Origin of the sequence: Chryseobacterium sp. G0162 (assembly GCF_003815715.1) — a bacterium.
Taxonomy (GTDB): domain Bacteria; phylum Bacteroidota; class Bacteroidia; order Flavobacteriales; family Weeksellaceae; genus Chryseobacterium.
The window spans coordinates 4581398-4598140 of record NZ_CP033922.1; the positions used below are offsets into that span (position 1 = coordinate 4581398).

Annotated in this window: 15 protein-coding genes; 10 read left to right on the forward strand and 5 right to left on the reverse strand. The window is 35.3% G+C overall.

Annotated features, from left to right (window positions below):
* Window positions 1-242: 242 nt before the first annotated feature.
* A complete protein-coding gene (locus tag EG344_RS20510) occupies window positions 243-824 on the reverse strand; it encodes a hypothetical protein (protein WP_123911183.1) in 582 nt (193 codons plus the stop codon).
* A 527-nt stretch (window positions 825-1351) separates the two neighbouring features.
* On the opposite strand from EG344_RS20510, the gene EG344_RS20515 reads away from it, so the two are divergent.
* Both EG344_RS20515 and EG344_RS20520 read left to right on the forward strand, forming a co-directional pair.
* The gene (locus EG344_RS20515) at window positions 1352-2560 is read left to right on the forward strand and encodes a PepSY-associated TM helix domain-containing protein (protein WP_123911184.1); all 1209 of its coding nucleotides are present in this window, start codon (window positions 1352-1354) and stop codon (window positions 2558-2560) included.
* A gap of 11 nt (window positions 2561-2571) precedes the next feature.
* Complete coding sequence (locus tag EG344_RS20520) at window positions 2572-4695, forward strand: TonB-dependent receptor domain-containing protein (RefSeq protein WP_123911185.1); 2124 nt, start codon at window positions 2572-2574, stop codon at window positions 4693-4695.
* A gap of 254 nt (window positions 4696-4949) precedes the next feature.
* On the opposite strand, the gene EG344_RS20525 is transcribed toward EG344_RS20520, so the two are convergent.
* Window positions 4950-6152, reverse strand: coding sequence for a hypothetical protein (locus EG344_RS20525; protein ID WP_123911186.1), 1203 nt, complete (start codon window positions 6150-6152; stop codon window positions 4950-4952).
* A gap of 6 nt (window positions 6153-6158) precedes the next feature.
* Window positions 6159-8519 (reverse strand): TonB-dependent receptor, encoded by a 2361-nt coding sequence (locus tag EG344_RS20530; RefSeq protein WP_123911187.1) that lies wholly within the window; start codon window positions 8517-8519, stop codon window positions 6159-6161.
* Window positions 8520-9051: 532 nt separating this feature from the next.
* On the opposite strand from EG344_RS20530, the gene EG344_RS20535 reads away from it, so the two are divergent.
* The 4 genes from EG344_RS20535 (at window position 9052) to EG344_RS20550 (ending at window position 12794) form a co-directional block, all read left to right on the forward strand.
* Window positions 9052-9417, forward strand: a complete 366-nt coding sequence (locus EG344_RS20535; protein ID WP_123856177.1) for a BlaI/MecI/CopY family transcriptional regulator — start codon at window positions 9052-9054, stop codon at window positions 9415-9417.
* A 5-nt stretch (window positions 9418-9422) separates the two neighbouring features.
* Window positions 9423-11162, forward strand: coding sequence for a M56 family metallopeptidase (locus EG344_RS20540; protein ID WP_123911188.1), 1740 nt, complete (start codon window positions 9423-9425; stop codon window positions 11160-11162).
* Between the two features lie 55 nt (window positions 11163-11217).
* Window positions 11218-12123 carry a GLPGLI family protein gene (locus tag EG344_RS20545; protein ID WP_123911189.1) on the forward strand — a complete coding sequence of 302 codons (906 nt, stop codon included), beginning with the start codon at window positions 11218-11220 and terminating at the stop codon, window positions 12121-12123.
* Window positions 12124-12227: 104 nt separating this feature from the next.
* On the forward strand, window positions 12228-12794 hold the full coding sequence (locus EG344_RS20550; RefSeq protein ID WP_123911190.1) for a sugar O-acetyltransferase: 567 nt from the start codon (window positions 12228-12230) through the stop codon (window positions 12792-12794).
* Between the two features lie 56 nt (window positions 12795-12850).
* On the opposite strand, the gene fsa is transcribed toward EG344_RS20550, so the two are convergent.
* Complete coding sequence (gene fsa, locus EG344_RS20555; protein ID WP_123856173.1) at window positions 12851-13504, reverse strand: fructose-6-phosphate aldolase; 654 nt, start codon at window positions 13502-13504, stop codon at window positions 12851-12853.
* 232 nt (window positions 13505-13736) lie between these two features.
* Here fsa and EG344_RS20560 point away from each other — a divergent pair, with 232 nt between their 5' ends.
* A complete protein-coding gene (locus tag EG344_RS20560; RefSeq protein WP_123911191.1) occupies window positions 13737-14225 on the forward strand; it encodes a YdeI/OmpD-associated family protein in 489 nt (162 codons plus the stop codon).
* 93 nt (window positions 14226-14318) lie between these two features.
* Here EG344_RS20560 and EG344_RS20565 read toward each other — a convergent pair whose 3' ends face one another.
* Window positions 14319-14882 carry a tetratricopeptide repeat protein gene (locus EG344_RS20565; protein ID WP_123911192.1) on the reverse strand — a complete coding sequence of 188 codons (564 nt, stop codon included), beginning with the start codon at window positions 14880-14882 and terminating at the stop codon, window positions 14319-14321.
* Between the two features lie 184 nt (window positions 14883-15066).
* Here EG344_RS20565 and pepE point away from each other — a divergent pair, with 184 nt between their 5' ends.
* Genes pepE through EG344_RS20580 form a run of 3 tightly spaced genes read left to right on the forward strand, consistent with a single transcriptional unit; the run spans window position 15067 to window position 16621 of the window.
* On the forward strand, window positions 15067-15759 hold the full coding sequence (gene pepE / locus EG344_RS20570; protein WP_123911193.1) for a dipeptidase PepE: 693 nt from the start codon (window positions 15067-15069) through the stop codon (window positions 15757-15759).
* Window positions 15759-16154 carry a hypothetical protein gene (locus EG344_RS20575; RefSeq protein ID WP_123911194.1) on the forward strand — a complete coding sequence of 132 codons (396 nt, stop codon included), beginning with the start codon at window positions 15759-15761 and terminating at the stop codon, window positions 16152-16154. Before pepE ends, EG344_RS20575 begins: the two co-directional genes overlap by 1 nt.
* A gap of 47 nt (window positions 16155-16201) precedes the next feature.
* Complete coding sequence (locus EG344_RS20580) at window positions 16202-16621, forward strand: hypothetical protein (protein ID WP_123911195.1); 420 nt, start codon at window positions 16202-16204, stop codon at window positions 16619-16621.
* Window positions 16622-16743 lie beyond the last annotated feature (122 nt).

The following is a 16743-nucleotide window of genomic DNA, read 5'->3' on the forward strand; positions in this document are numbered from 1 at the left end:
TTTAATTCTACAGCTATTCTTTTATGAGTAAGACGCATAGTCCTATTTTTGTACTGCTCTTATAGATCAGAGGTAGGACAGTTGATTCTATAGAGCTTATGCAAATTTTCTCCGCCTTATTTCTACTTTTTCCCCAGGTTTTATGATTAGTACCACAAAACTGCTTTTTGGCGGGGATTTTTTGCAGCAAAAAAGAGAACTGTTTTTCAGTTCTCTTTTTATATGTTAGTGTATCATTTCTTTTATTGAGCTAACTGAGCGTAAGGAGTAAGTTTATTATCATCACTCATAGTGGTTCCCAGAAATTCTCTCTTTTGGTCAGCTTTCATTCTTCCAGCAGCATCGTTGGCATTGAAATAAGCTTCAGTAAGTTTCGTTGCAATTTCAGCCGGTTTGAAATCAAATTTCGTATCCCCTTCTACTCCTAAATATCCATTTTTTCTGGTAAGGTTAGAAATGTAGTTACCATAATTGATGAATGTATTTCTAAGGTATTGCGTATGGTATTCCATACATTTTTTAGCTTTCTTGGAAGAATTGTTCATGATACAGTTTTTCATATTGTTTCTGTATAAAAACCATTCAGATTCTAAAATGCCATACTCTTTTCCCAGTGCTATCTTTCCGTTGATCACAATATTATTGTCCCCTTCTTTTGTTGCAATGGCCTGAAGATGTTGAATGACCAATGGTACTGTAGCTTCAATCTTAGATTTGGTATCCTTTAGTATGCTAAGATCAGCAGCAGGAGATTTTTTCTTTTGAGCTGTAGTAACGTTAAAAATGAGCAGCAGTAGTACAATCAATAAATTATATCTTTTCATGAGAAATTTTTAAGGCACTAAAATAAATATAATTTCCCGGTTTTAACAAATTCATTTTCATTTTATTTAATAAAATTTAACAAATCTACAATGTAATTTGTTCATTGTTGTATAAATGATGGTTTTGAGTTATTTGTTTTGGTGATTTTTTTATAAAATTTCTTAATAGTAAATAAAATTCATTGCTATATCTGATGTTCATATTTAATTTGCAAAATCTAAATGCAGTATATTTTGAAATGTATTGGTTTTCAATTCTGAAGCTGAATGAATTTCAAATCCTTCTCTTGAAAATTTATAAGGATTTTACTATTATTTAAAGTGAATATTCATTTCTATAAGTGTTAGATTTACATTTGCTTTGTGTAAAACAAGCCTTCTCTTTATCTTTAGATGACATCTATTCTTATAAAACCTAATAAAAATCAGGTTTCTCACGTAAAATAAGCTATCCCGCTGTTTAGAATTATTATAAATAAAGGTATATTTGTAGTTTATTTATTTTTAATAAGACTAAATAATAATAAATGCAAAAAATCACTAAAAAGAAATCCAAGGGTACCTTCAAAAAGTATATTCTGAAAGCTCATTTATGGCTCGGGCTGTTTTCTGGTATCATTGTTTTAATCGTTTCTTTATCAGGAGCATTTTTTGTTTTTAATGAAGATATTACTGCGGCATTGCGTAAGGAGCATATTTTTCATGGCGAGAAGGATATCCAGGATAAGAAGCCTATTCCTTTACACCAGCTAAAAGATCTGGTGAATGCCCAGCTGAAAAATGAAATTGTAAAAACTGATGAAGTTACCATTCCTATAGATCCTGCCCGGTCTTATCAATTCGGACTGATTAAAGGGAACCCTGATGGCTGGCATCACTTTAATAGCATTATTATTTATAAAAACGTTTATGTCAACCAATATACCGGAAAAGTACTCGCAATATATGATGTAAAAAACAATCCTTTCTTTGTCTGCATGGCCCTGCATCGTTCATTGCTGCTGAGTAATAAAGTGGGAGGTACTATTGTGGGAATATCTACTATTATTTTTGTGATCATGCTGGTTACAGGGGTTATCCTGTGGTGGCCTAAGAATAAAAAGATGCGTAAACAGCGTCTGTGGTTTCAATGGGAGAAGGTAAAAGGCTGGAGACGTAAGAACTATGATGTACACAACATTCTTGGTTTTTATGCTTCCTTTTTGGCCCTGATTGTAGCGATTACCGGCATTATGTATTCGTTCCGTATTACTCAAATGTGGGTCTATGTATTGCTGAATGGCTTTTCCTCTGCTACACCAGATTTCAGTCAGTACAAAACAACTGCTCCGGAATCCATAGAAACAGTAACAACCATAGATCGAATTATAGAACAGGTAAAAATTCATTATCCGGAAGCCTATTCCTTTGGAGTTGATTTGGAAGATCATACTGATGCAGATCATCAACATGATAACTTAAGCATCTGGATTAAAGAAAAGGAATTTACTTATGGAGAGTCCTCCATGATGATTTTTGACGAACATTCAGGGAAGCTTCTGTTTAACCGTCCACACGGAGATAAGGCTATGGCCGAAAGAGCGACAGATGCTACTTATGATTTGCACGTGGGAGCCTTTTTTGGAATGCCTGGAAAAATACTGGCATTTATCATGAGTTTATTCTGTGCCTCATTGCCAGTAACCGGATTTATGATCTGGTGGGGCCGAAGAAATAAAAAGAAAACAACAACCTAAAACCATTATTCATGAAGAAACACTATATATGGCTACCTTTAATGGCGAGCCTGAATGCCTACGGACAGACAGAAAACCAAAACGATTCTTTGCAGACAGATAAAGTTTCAGAGATTAGTGGAATCGTAGTAAAAGGTAACAAAGCGGTTTTTCAGCAAAAAGCTGATAAAATGATTTTTAATGTTGAAAACAGTGTATTATCTGATGGTACTACTGTATTGGAAGTACTTGGAAAAACACCGGGGGTAGTGGTCTCGCAGGATGGTGAGCTATCCTTGCGCGGCAAGAAAGGAGTAAGTGTAATGATAAACGGTAAGCTGAGCTCTCTATCCACAAAAGAGCTGGCCAACCTCTTGCGATCTACCAATTCTACACTGGTCAAGAATATTGAAATTATTGCCAATCCTTCTTCTAAATATGATGCTGCCGGAAATGCCGGGATCATTAATATTGTTCTGAAAAAAAGTTCATTGGAAGGACTTAGCGGAAACTATTATTTGAATGGCGGAAGAGGCCGTAAAAATAGAATTAATACCGGAATGAGCCTAAACTATACCCATAAGAAACTCTCTCTGCACGGAGATTATAGTTATACCTTCCGTGGAGAGGAAGAAAGACGGAATTTCAGTCAGGTTTTCTTCGACGAAAAACAACCTCAGCAGGTGACCCGCAGAACAGAGCAGCATTCAACAACCAATGAGCCTTTGACTTCTAATAACTTTAAAGTAGGTGCGGATTATGCTTTCAATGATAAAACAAGTATTGGCGCGTTATTCGATGCTAAAATAGGACGGTATGAAGATTTTTCAAAGGGTGAGAACAGAATATTTCAGCCTGTGGACAATCTGTTTGCTCATGTACTTTCGGATAATCAAAGCAAAGAAAACTGGTACGATTATACCTATAATCTAAAGGGTACCCATATCTTCAACGATAAAGATTATAAAGTAGACGTGGATCTGGAATATGAAACATCACGGTTCACCTCCCGTCAGAATCAACTTTCAGATGCATTAGTGAATCAGGGAACAGAGAAATTCAACAACAGAAGAGGAAGTATTGCTTCCCGTCTGAAAGTTTTCAATGCAAAAGTTGATTTTACTCTTCCTTTTAGCGAAATGCATAGTCTGGAAACAGGACTTAAATCTACCGTAAAGTCTAATAATAATCCTTCAGAATATTCAATCCAGCAGGGTGAAGAATGGATCAATGATGATAAAGCAAGTAATGAGTATGTATACAAGGAGCAGATTCATGCACTATATGCCAACTACAAGCTAAATCTGACGAAATGGACCTTCCAGTTAGGGCTGAGAACAGAAATGACCCATACGGACATCAACCAAAAAACTTCTCAGGAACAGAGAAAAAGAGATTATACCAATCTTTTCCCGAGTGCATCAGTTAAATACCAGATGAACGATCAGCATGGATTCTACGCATCGTATAGTAAAAGAATCAACCGACCGAGCCATTTTGATCTGAATCCGTTCCGTTTCTATGATGATCCATTCAACTATTGGCAAGGAAATCCAAATCTGAATCCCGAATTTACCCATGCAACTGAATTAGGATATACTTGGGGGAAATATATTATAGCATCAGCTTACTTTAGTGTAACGAACGATGTAATGACGGAAGTCTACAATTACCAGCCGGATACAGGAATTTTGGTAAAGACCCAGGACAACCTGAATAAGTCTTATGTATACGGAGCCAACATAACGGCTACGACAAAGCTTTTCAAATGGTGGTCGCTTACCTCTATGCTGAATGTTTTTAATAATGAATATAAAGGGAATTACCAGAATTACTCAGTAAATAGTTCGCAGCTGGCATTCACACTCAATGCACAAAACAGTTTCAGCATTGCAAAAGGAGTAAAAGCAGAGATGAATGGACAGTATTTTTCAAAATCAAACATTGGTCTGTTTATCCGTGATGCTTATTTTGACCTGACATTGGGTGTTTCTAAAACATTATGGAAAGATAAAGCTACCGTAAAGCTGGCCGTTACAGACTTATTAAAAACAAATAATTACCGCGTAACAGGAGATAATTTCAGTTCTACGATCCGACAAAAATACAATCTGGATAGTCGTGTGGTAACATTGTCGTTCAATTACAAGCTTTAAAAGAATTAGAAAGAAAGCTATCATTAACTTAGAATACAAGAATGACCGGAAGAAATTTTCGGTCATTTTTCGTGTTGCAGATTATCAGTCTTCGAATAGCCTTGTCAAACAGAGTCGAAAAGATATAGTTTTTTCGTCAGTACACTAAACAAGCCATGGATGTAAGCAGAAATAAAAAACTGCTCTCAAAATGATTGAGAACAGTTTTAATCAAGTAAATATCCTATATGGTATCCGAAATTAATAGGCTATGATTAATCATAGAACTTATCGAAACGGGCAAAGCCGGAAATATTATCAGGAAGTTTCATACCTTTAGTTATTTTGTCTGTCTGCAGATCGTAGATCCATACATAGTTACCACCTTTACTTGCATTTACAGCAATATATAACTTTTTATCCTGAACAAATAGACCTTGTTCATAAGGTTCATCTCCAGGCAGTTCATCCAATACTCTAACCAATTGTTTGGTTTCGATATCTATTATAGCATAACGTCCATTATAGGTATTGCCCAATGCCGGATCACGATACAGAACTATCATTTTATTGTTCCCGATATAATCGATCATTGTTTCCAGTGTTTTGCCTCCTACAAGATCTGTAAGGTTGATCTGATACCCTGTATCAGGTGAAGTTGCCCCTTTAAGAGTTCTGAAAAGATAAATTTTATTTGATCCGGCTCCTACACGTGGAAAACAGGTATAATAAAAAGCTTCATTATCTTTTCTGAAAGCGGTTTTAAAATAGGGAGAACCATTAGCTACCCCAGAGCTTCGGCTATCGCTTGCCGAGTGTTTTACTTTGAAGGTTTTATAATCTATTACCGCAAAGTTATAATATTCCGGAGTGATCCATTTGCCATTACGGAAACTATACTGCAGATAGATCTGTCCGTCCATATAGGTCATAGAGCCTAATGTATAGAAATTATAAGCATTGGGGAAAGATTCAAATCCATCGATCTCACCCTGACGGATAATACTAAGGTCTGAAGCATTGAACACCGAATAACGTATATGCTGGCCATCACCGGTTTCTCCAACAATTACCAAGGTATTATCATCTATCCAAACATAGCTGGAAATATCACTGATAAAGGTATAAGGAACTTCTTTTGCCGTAGTCAGCCTATCCTGAGTATATTTAAATTTTTTAAATATACCCTGATCGGTTTTGTAGTTATAGATAAAACCATTTTTTACAATGTAGGAGTAGGTTCCTTTAGAATTAATCTCGTCACCTTCTTTGGTAATGTCCATTGCCCCTTTGGTAAGATCGTTGGTAGCCGTCATATAATGTACGGTATTGGGCCAGCTTCCTAAAGCGGAAAGCAGGAAATATTTATAGTCTTTTTCGCCGCTTCCGGAATCTCCGTAGTCTGGTTCACGTTCACAACCAATGATGGTTAAACATGTAAGTATTAAAAATATGCTGTTTCTGAAATATTGTGTCATGGTCTTTTACTTAAGTAGATATCTGAATTTTATATAGAAAGCACGTCCTTGCTTCTGAAGTTTGAAATTGTCATAGGCCAATGCATCACTGAGGTTCGTGACATCGAACGCCACATTGTACCTTCCGTTCTTCATAGAGTAGCTGATCCCAATGTTGTGCAGGGTTTGTCTTGGAATAGTGGGGATATTTCGTGGATTTCCATACGTTTTCCAGTTTTTGTAGAACCACTCAGTCATTTGTAATCCATAGTAAAGCTCTATACGGCTATCTTTCTGAAACCAGTCATCTTTACCAATGCTTACATTTACATTTCCAAATAACCAAGGCTGGTTAGGAACATCCTTTTTGTAAGTTGCTGAAATTACATCTTCGCTGTTGTTGACAAACTTTGTATTGTCGTAAGCTTTGTTGTAGCTTACATTCATCAATACATTCAGGAGCCTTTTGTATTGGTAACTCAGCTCTCCTTCAAGTCCTTGTGTAAAGATATTGGATAGATTTTCATATTTGAAAGTACTGTTGTACAAGTTAGGAACAGTGAAAATAAAGTCCTTTGTATCACGGATGTATCCTGCAGCTTCTATACGGAAAGCATGTTGTCCCCAATGATGATTGTAGTATAAACCTACGTTTACATTATTACTGGTTTCAGGCTTCAGATCCATATTACTGGTTACAGCAACACCATCTCCGAAGATTTCCTGTGGTTCTACCAAACGGTAAGAGCGTTCAAATGATCCTTTAAGTCCCAGCTCATTCGTGATTTTAACCGTTGTCGCAAAACCATAACCCCAGTTACTGAAATGATCTTTTACCGGACTATCAGTCCTGGTCACCTGATCAAAAACCATTTTTTGTAATCCTACTTGGTAATATTTAGCAAAGAAAATATTGGTCCAATGTCTATTGAAAAACTCTTGTTGATAGGCCATAGACAGTATTTGCTTGGTCATTTTCGCAGGAAATACATTATCTTTTTCCTCTTCCAGTTTATTGAACGTAATATTTTTAAGATAATCGATTACATAATTAAAGATCAATTTGTGATGATCCACTATTCTGTAAGTAGCTCCCACTTGCGTATAGAGACGGTCTTCATGCTGCATAATTATACTTTTACCTCCTTTTTCACTGGTTGCAGAAGGTTCGAAAGTACCATCCCAGCTATATTTACGCATAAGGGTATCGGTTGCTTTCTGAACACTTCTGGAAAAACCTGCATAGACATTTACATCCAGGTGATTATTGAAAAGGTTTGCTTTTTTATACTTCATAAAATAATTATGAGCTTCTCCGCTTTGCTTTACCCCACCATACACTACATCCTGGTTGGAACCGGTCTGGATCTGTTTGTCAAAAACGGATTGTGATGCTCCTACAAAGAAAGAATCTGCCCAGCTTTTATTTTCTACTCCAAGTTCAGCCATCCCAAAAACAGATTGATATCGGTCATTAAAACGTTTTAGATTTCTTGGTTCGTATTCGTTTTTAGCAGGATTCCAGATTTTCATATCCTTCATCAGATAATTGTTATCAGAGTGGTTATAAAAGCTGTTGATGCGCAGGATAATTCCTGTTTTATCATCTTTAAATTGTCCATTCAGATTGATACGCTGTGTATTAAAAGATCCTATACTGATCCCGGCATCCAGATAGTTTTTACTGCTTCCGGGAGTAATAATATTAACAGCCCCACCCATAGCATCGGTACTTAGGTGGATAGGAACAACGCCCTTATAAATTTCTACACGCTCGGCCATATTTACAGGTAATGTACTCAGGTCTACGCCTTTTCCAAGCATTTCCAAAGGAACTCCATCTATAAAGAATTTTACAGCCTTACCGGACATTCCGTTAATAGAGAAGTTATAATCGGAACCTATACCTCCCTGCTGCCGAACTTTAATCCCTGTGGTTCTGTTCAATACCTGGTTTAGATCGGCTGTGGTATTGGCCAATTTTGCAACATCTATAGCATTCACGGTGAAAGCACCGTCCTGCAATGATTTTACTTTACCTTTTCCGTGTACAATAACCTCTTTTACTACTGATTGATCTTCGGTTAGCTGAACATTTACCGCAGATACTTCGTTGCCGAAGTTGATCTTCTTTCTGAACTTTTTATAACCATCCAGATGAAAGACCAAAGTAGCATCTCCTTTTTTGTAGCTGATCCTGAAATTTCCGTTTTGATCGGTTTGTGTTTTAATTTTTGTGTTTTCAACAAAAATGGTTACTCCACTTAATCCCTGTTTTGTGTCATTTTGTACAACTCCCTGAACCGGAAAACCAGTATCCTGTGCTTGGATTTGGGGGATTGAAAGAATGAAAATGAGAAAAATAAAAATACGCTGGTATAATTTCATTATTTATAATTATTATAAATAGCAAAATTAAAGGGTTCTAATGAATCATCAAAGAAAACAGCTTCTTTATTTTTAATTATTCTAATTATAATTAAATTTTATTTATGATTGAAATCAATAATAAATTATAACTATCTTATAATCAAATACAAATTATTCAAGTGTAGGTTCATCGAATTGTATTCACATGAAAAAAATCATCTGCTTATTGATTGTATAGAGTATAGGTATCAGTTTTGAATGTTTCTTAAAAAATCATTAGATCTGTACTTTTTATTAATAAGTTTTAAGAATATCAGGCATAAACCTATCTTTTTATGATGATAAATGGGTGATCGTTTCACTTTGTTTTAAAATTAATATATTTGATTGAATTTTATTGTATTGATTTACAGTTGATTATATTATTTCAATGACTTATCACTAAAAAAATAGTTGTTAGATTCAATTTTATTTCTACATTTGTATAACTAATTTCTTAGTGATATAGAAATCATCATTTGTATGTCACTTTAATGATTAATGAAAGGATATGAAAAACCAGACTTTAACAAAGGCAGAAGAACAGGTAATGCAGTATGTATGGAAATTGGAAAAAGGATTTCTTAAAGATATTCTTGACCTCTTTCCTGAGCCCAAGCCACATACCAATACCGTTTCCACTATTTTAAAAGTATTGAAGGAAAAGGAGTTCGTAGACTATAACGTACACGGAAGACAACATGAATATTTTCCATTGGTAACAAAAGAACAGTATTCAGGGAAAACCATGAAAAGCCTTGTGAAAAATTATTTCAAAGGATCTTATAAAAGTGCCGTTTCATTTCTGGTAGAAAAGAATGAAATGACTGTAGAAGATCTTGAAATGCTGTTAAATGAACTTAAAAATAAAGACTAATAACCATGGAAACACTACTTCTATACTTTGGAAAAGTAATTTTATGTTCTGGTGTAATGTTTTTGTATTATCAATTGTCTTTAAAAGACAAGACATTCCATCATTATAATAGATTCTATCTTTTGTTGGCAATTGTGGTGTCACTGCTGCTGCCCCTTATCAAACTGGATGATTTTACGATAGAGGTTAATAGTGATGTATACTTGTTGTTGGATAAGATTCAGAATTTTAACACACAAAAAAACGTAAACAATGGTAACCTTTATTTTAACATTATTTTTTCAGCTCTGGGACTGGTTTCTTTCTACTTTTTAGGAAAGCTTATCTACGGGATTGTTAAGATCCAGCAGTTTAAGGAACAGTTTCAGAAAGAAAGTTTTGACGGGATCAATTTTTACCGTACAGACTTAACCGAAGCTCCGTTTTCATACTTTAAGAACCTTTTCTGGAAGAATGCCATTACCCTGGATTCTGATATCGGAAAACAGATTTTAAAGCATGAGATGGTACATATTGAACAGAAACATTCATTCGATAAAATTCTTATTGAAGTGGTGACAGCTATTTTCTGGTTCAACCCATTCTTTCATATCATTAAAAGAGAAATTAGTTTAATCCATGAATATCTGGCTGATAAAAAAGCCGTAAAGAATTCGGACACCAAAGCATTTGCGCAGATGCTTTTAGCAAGCCACTTTTCCGGAACACAGTTGCCTGCAGCCAGTCCGTTTCTAAGTTCAAACCTTAAAAAAAGACTTAAGATGTTACAAAAACCAAAAACCAAATTCGGGTATGCGCGAAGAATCCTTGCATTGCCGGTTTTATTCACCGTAGCTTTTGCTTATCTGGTAAATGCTAAGAACAGGGAAATTGAGGAAACGAACCTCTCTATTAAAAAAGTAGTTTCAGAAATCAAACACGATACGGTAAAAGAAAAAACAGAACAGAAAAAAATAACAGAAGCAGAACCTGGTTCTCCTGGTACTGATCCTCAATTGGCTGAACTTGAAAAAAAGCTGGCTGAAAAAGAAAAAGAACTTGAAGGGTTGGATCCTGAGTCTAAAATTTTCGACCAGAAGATTGAGGAAATAAGTTCTTTAGCCGGAGAGATTGGTAATATTACAGCCAATATGGAAGTTGATAAATATTTCAAATCTGATGAATGGAAAAAGCAGATGAATGATCTTGAAAACATGGATCCGCTTGATAAAAAAGAACTTCGCAAAATTAAAAAAGATGCTCAAAAAGCAGCAAGAGAAGCCAGTAAAGCAGCGATAGAAGCTGAGAAAATTGGAAGAGAGGCCGAAAAAATCAGCAGGGAAGCTGCAAAGATCGGGAAAGAAGCTGCACAACAGGCAAAAATTGAAATCAGCAAAGCAAAAATTGAAGCTGGAAAAGCAAAAATAGAAAGCGAGAATGCAAGAATTCAAATGGAGAAGGCCAGACAGGAAGCTGAAAATGCAACGACAAGTCCAAGAGTTATAACCCTAACAGGCTCTCCTAAAATCATGGTTATGCAGGCAGACTTCATTAAAAAAGACGGAAATGGGAATATTACCATGAATGGAGTGAAGAAGTATGATATGAAAGGTTGGGATAATATTAAATACTTTGTGAATGGAAATGAAGTTTCCAAGGAAGAAGCTCTTGCTATAAAACCTGAAAATATTGAAAGGATTAATATTATTAAGGAAAATGTTGTACGAGGAACACACAATGAAATAAGAATTCAGACAAAGAAATAAAGTTTAACCAGGCTTTGCCAATATCATATTGACAAAGCCTTTTTTATCATCCATTATGAAAACTAAAATTCTATTTTTTATATTCCTGGGAATCCTGGCCAATGCACAGGTCAACAGGTTTTTCTATGAATACAAGTTTATTCCGGATTCTAATAATAAAGATGATGTAAAGAAAGAAATGATGTTGCTGGATATTGATAAAGATGGGTCCAACTATTATAGCCATGATAAATTTGTGGCAGATTCTACCGGACGTGCCGAGCTTGAAAAGCAATTGAAATCAGGAAGTGGAAGCATAAGCGTAAACAAAAGAGACAAACCTGGAACGGTCTCCTATAGAGTAACCAAACAATACCCTGATTTTAAAACCTATCTTTTCAGAAGTATTTCTATGGATAAATATAAAATTAAGGAAGACAAAAAACCGGAATGGAAAATTTTACCTGAAAAGCAGAAAATAGGGGAGTACAATGCTCAAAAGGCTACAACAAGTTTTGGCGGAAGAGACTGGACGGCATGGTTTACAACAGATATTCCTATTCAGGACGGACCCTATGTTTTTTGTGGACTTCCGGGGCTTATTGTAAAAATAGAAGATACCACAGGATCTCACAGCATGCAGCTCGTAGGTAATAAAAACCTACAGTCTCCAAAGAAAGAAGAAGGATTAGAGCTTCCGGGAAATGTAAAAATACTGGGATTGGATGGTAAAGATATTGAAGTGACCAAAGACCAGTTTAAAAAAGCCTGGAAAGCCTATGTGAATGACCCTACAAAGAATATGAGAGAGCTCATGATGAGAAATGGTGGTGAAGCAGGAGGAAAAGTCGCCTTTAAAGTAAAAACGGCAGACGGTAAAGAATTCTCAGACCCCAATCAGGTATTCAAAGAAATGGAAAAGCGAACAAAAGATATGCTTCAAAAAGACAACAATCCGATACAACCGGATCTGGTGAACTAAAATTATTATTTTCTACTGAACAGGATGATCCAAAAGATAATCCTGTTTTTTGTTTATATAGGCCAATATTTCTATTTTTAAACCACATAAAACCTTAAACCTCTATGACAGAAAAAGAAAAATGTGAAGCTGGACTTTTGTATGATGCCAATTATGATACAGAATTAATCGGGGAACGTGTGGCTTGTAAAGATTTGTGTTTAGAATATAATGGATTGAAGAATTCTGATACAGAAGGGAGACGGCAGTTGCTCAAAAGAATTCTGGGCAGTACAAAAGAAAATTTATGTATTGAACCTTCCTTTTGGTGTGACTACGGGTATAATATTGAAGTGGGTGATCACTTTTATGCCAATCATAATCTTGTGATTTTAGATTGTGCTAAAGTTAAATTTGGTGATAATGTCTTTATAGGACCCAATTGCAGCTTTTATACAGCAGGACATCCGCTTGATGTAAAACAGAGAAATGCAGGGTTGGAATATGCCCGTCCGATTACGGTAGGAGATAATGTATGGTTGGGAGGAAATGTAGTGGTTTTACCTGGGGTAACCATCGGAAATAATACGGTAATAGGAGCGGGTAGTGTAGTTACCAAAAATATCCCGGAGAATGTTGTCGCCGTAGGAAATCCTTGTAAAGTGGTGAAAAATATTGAAGGAAATGAATAAAATAAAATCCCGGAACGAAGTTCCGGGATTTTTATATCTGAAAAAACAGTCAGGAATTAAGATAACTTCTGAGAATCAGCAATAAACTGAGCCAATCCGCTGTCTGTTAATGGGTGCTTTAATAAGCTCAAGATTGGAGGAAGTGGAGATGTAATCACATCAGCTCCAATTTTAGCACAGTCAATGATGTGCATTGAGTGACGGATAGAAGCTGCAAGGATTTCAGTTTCGAACATATAGTTATCGAAAATTAATCTGATCTCCTGGATAAGGTTTAGTCCGTCTGTAGAGATATCATCTAGTCTTCCAAGGAATGGAGAAACATAAGTTGCTCCTGCTTTAGCTGCCAAAAGAGCTTGCCCTGGAGAGAAGATCAATGTACAGTTTGTTCTGATTCCTTTATCAGAAAAATATTTTAATGCTTTGATACCATCCTTGATCATTGGAATTTTTACAACGATATTTGGGTGGATTGCAGCCAATTCGTCTCCTTCCTTAATCATTTCCTCATAAGTTGTAGAAAGTACTTCTGCAGAAATATCTCCGTCTACAAGCTCGCAGATCGTCTTATAATGGTTTTTGATCGCTTCAGCTCCCTGAATACCTTCTTTAGCCATTAATGAAGGGTTGGTCGTTACACCATCTAAGATTCCAAGATCTTTAGCTTCCTTGATTTGCTCTAAATTAGCTGTGTCAATAAAAAATTTCATTTTGTTAAATAGATTTATTAATGCAAAGATAAGTCATTTAATTGAGTTCTGGGATATGATTTTTTTTGAGTACATATTGAGGAAGAGTTGTAGAATACGAGCATGATTGTGCGGGAAGTCCGAAATAGGGTATAAGATAAGAACTCAAGAATAAGTAATAATTACGGTAGCAAAAACAAAATTCATTGAATATAAAATCTAATAGTTAATTTTGCTTTAATACTCATACCCAATGAAAAAAGCCACTTTTACAGCGACCTTGGAAATAATAGGAATCAATCCTTTTGTTTTTGTTCCCGAAAAAATTCTGGAAGCTACTTTCGAAGCATCAGGAAGAAATAAAAGTCCGATTCCGGTAAAAGGAACCGTGAATGGAAAGGAATTTCAACAAAATCTGATGAAATACCTGGGAGAGTGGAGACTGTATGTCAATTTAACCATGTTGAAAAACTCCCCAAAGAGAATTGGAGAAAGCATTGAGGTGATGTTGGAATATGATGATACTGAGAGAAGTATTTCTATCCACCCTCAATTAGAACAGGCCATAAAAGAGAGTACGTTGGCTAGAAATAACTTTGAAAAACTGATTCCTTCAAGACGACATGAATTGATCCGTTATATCAACAATCTGAAAACAGAAGCCAGTATTCAGCGTAATATTGAAAAAATCATCAGGCATTTGCATGGTGAAACAGATTTCTTTGGAAAGAAGATTGAATAGGAAATCAGAAACTAAACATCAAAATTTCATGGAAGAAGTGATGATAAAATAAAAAAACAAAATCCGGAACATGTTCCGGATTTTGTTTTTTATCTATGAATTTAAAGTTTTGCTCAATTTTATGGCGTCCTGGTTGTTAGGATCGTATTTCAACGATTTTGCAATATGTTCTTTTGCTTTATTAGGATCACTTTGTTGTTCTGAGAAGGCAATATAGAAATAGGCATAGGCCAGATTCTTTTTATTTTGTTCCACTTCTTCAGGTTTTACTGCAGCGATGTACTTTTCATAAGCAATTTTTGCATTGGCATCATCTTTAGCCGACTGATAAGCATAAGCCTGGCTGTAATAAGATGGAGCCCAATCTGGTAATAAAACAGATATTTTTTTCCAGGTATCAATTGCATTGGTCCAATCGGATGCTTCCTGGTAAATAGTTGCTAATTTAGCTAAGGCTTCCGTATCTTTTGGATTGGTTTCAATTTGTTTTTTAAGACCTTCTATAGTAGGATTTGTTGATTGAGTGGCAACAGCAGTTTGATTTGCTGTGTTGTTGGCACTATCCGGTTGAGTAGTTTGAGCACTTACAAAACTGGCACTTCCTACAAGAATTAAACCTGCAAATAGGTTTTTGATATTTACTTTCGGCATTTTCATAATCTTATATTTTAATAATTCTGAAAATTAAAATTCAATAATAATTCCATAAATGCTCAAATTTTAGAGGCTTTAAGTTTTTTTAGAAAATATTAACGGGAATTCTATTTTTTTTAGATTAATTTTTGATTCGTTGTTGTTTGAGTCTATCTTTGTAAGTCTATTTTTATAATCAAAATATCGTATGAATATCATATTAGCTTCCACATCCACTCTTTTTGGTGGGGAATATCTGGAATATTTAAGAGAAGAATTAATTCAATTATATACAGGAATTGACGAAATTGTTTTTGTTCCTTTTGCCCGGCCGGGTGGTATTTCCCATGATGAGTATACGGCAAAAGCCCGTTCATTTTTCGAAACCATTAATATTAAAGTAAAGGGTCTTCACGAATTTGAAGATAAAATTGAAGCTTTAAACAAGGCAAAAGGTTTTTTTACAGGTGGTGGAAATACATTTTTATTGGTGAAAACATTGCACGAAGAAGGATTGATGTCTGTTTTAAAAGAAAATGTAACCCATGGAAAACCATACCTGGGATGCAGTGCAGGAAGCAATATCGGAGGACAGAATATGAAGACTACGAACGATATGCCGATTGTTTATCCGCCAAGTTTCGACTGTATGGGACTGGTTCCTTTCAACCTTAACCCACATTATCTTGATCCTAACCCGGATTTAAAACATAATGGGGAAACCAGAGAAACCCGTATCCTGGAATTCCTTACCCAAAATGACCTTAAAGTAGTTGGTCTTAGAGAAGGAAACTGGATCAGAAGAATCAATGAAACCATTACTGTGGAAGGAAAAGAACTGACCAGAATTTTTGAAAAAGGAAAAGAACCTTACGAAATAGAAGCAGGAAGCTCATTATAATGAAGCAGGAAGACCTCAATTGTTTTATAGAACGCAATCTGAAGAATTTTTCAGTGAACAGTACCGGTTGGAATACTCTGATCGGAGAAATGCTGTCTGAGTTGGTTAATGCAGGATGGAATATGGAACATGATGTTTTTGGAAAAGAAAAATTCGGGGAGCTGCGATGCTATATTTATTCTGAGGATGAAGAACTGAATACCAATCTGAGAAAGATCACTAATAAATATTCCCAATTATCTCAAAAGGTCTGTGAGATTTGTGGTAATGAAGGAAAACTAAGGATGATTAATTCCTGGGAAACTACTTTATGCCTTAATCACTTTCTTGATCAGAAACCTATCATGGAAATTGATGAAAACAGAATATTATTTATAAGAATAAATCTATTCTGAATGTGAGGGATATTATACAAACTGAAGTGGAATTCGATTTGAAAAAATTGAAACTTTACACAAAAGATCACATTAATACCGATGAATATTTCTCTTTTTCCTGCTATGAACCGAATTATTATCTGCTTTTGAAGACTATTCCGCAGCACTTATTTCCGGAAGATCTACGGAACAGAATTTCAGATCTGTTCCAGAATCTCCAGAACTGTGAGATCTGCGGGCATGTAGCTGTATATCATAAATCCTGTTTACGCTGTCATAATGAACCTTGGGGTACCAGCGAATATCATGAAGAAGACTATGAGGGAAAGTCAGAATATATAAAAGAATGTCAAATGGATATTTTCATAGATGAAGATGGCTATGAGGAATGTTTTAAATATGATTGCTCTTTTGAGAAAATTCCTGACCATCAGATTCTTTTCACTCCCGATGATCTCGAAGAATATGAAAAGCTTTTATTTTAACTATATTTGATTTAGAATAATGATATGCAATTTTACATCTCTGTCCATCTGATGAAGGAGGAGTCAGAATGGTACCATGTATCATATGAAGATGGTGGATCAATGTAAAATTTGTATATGCT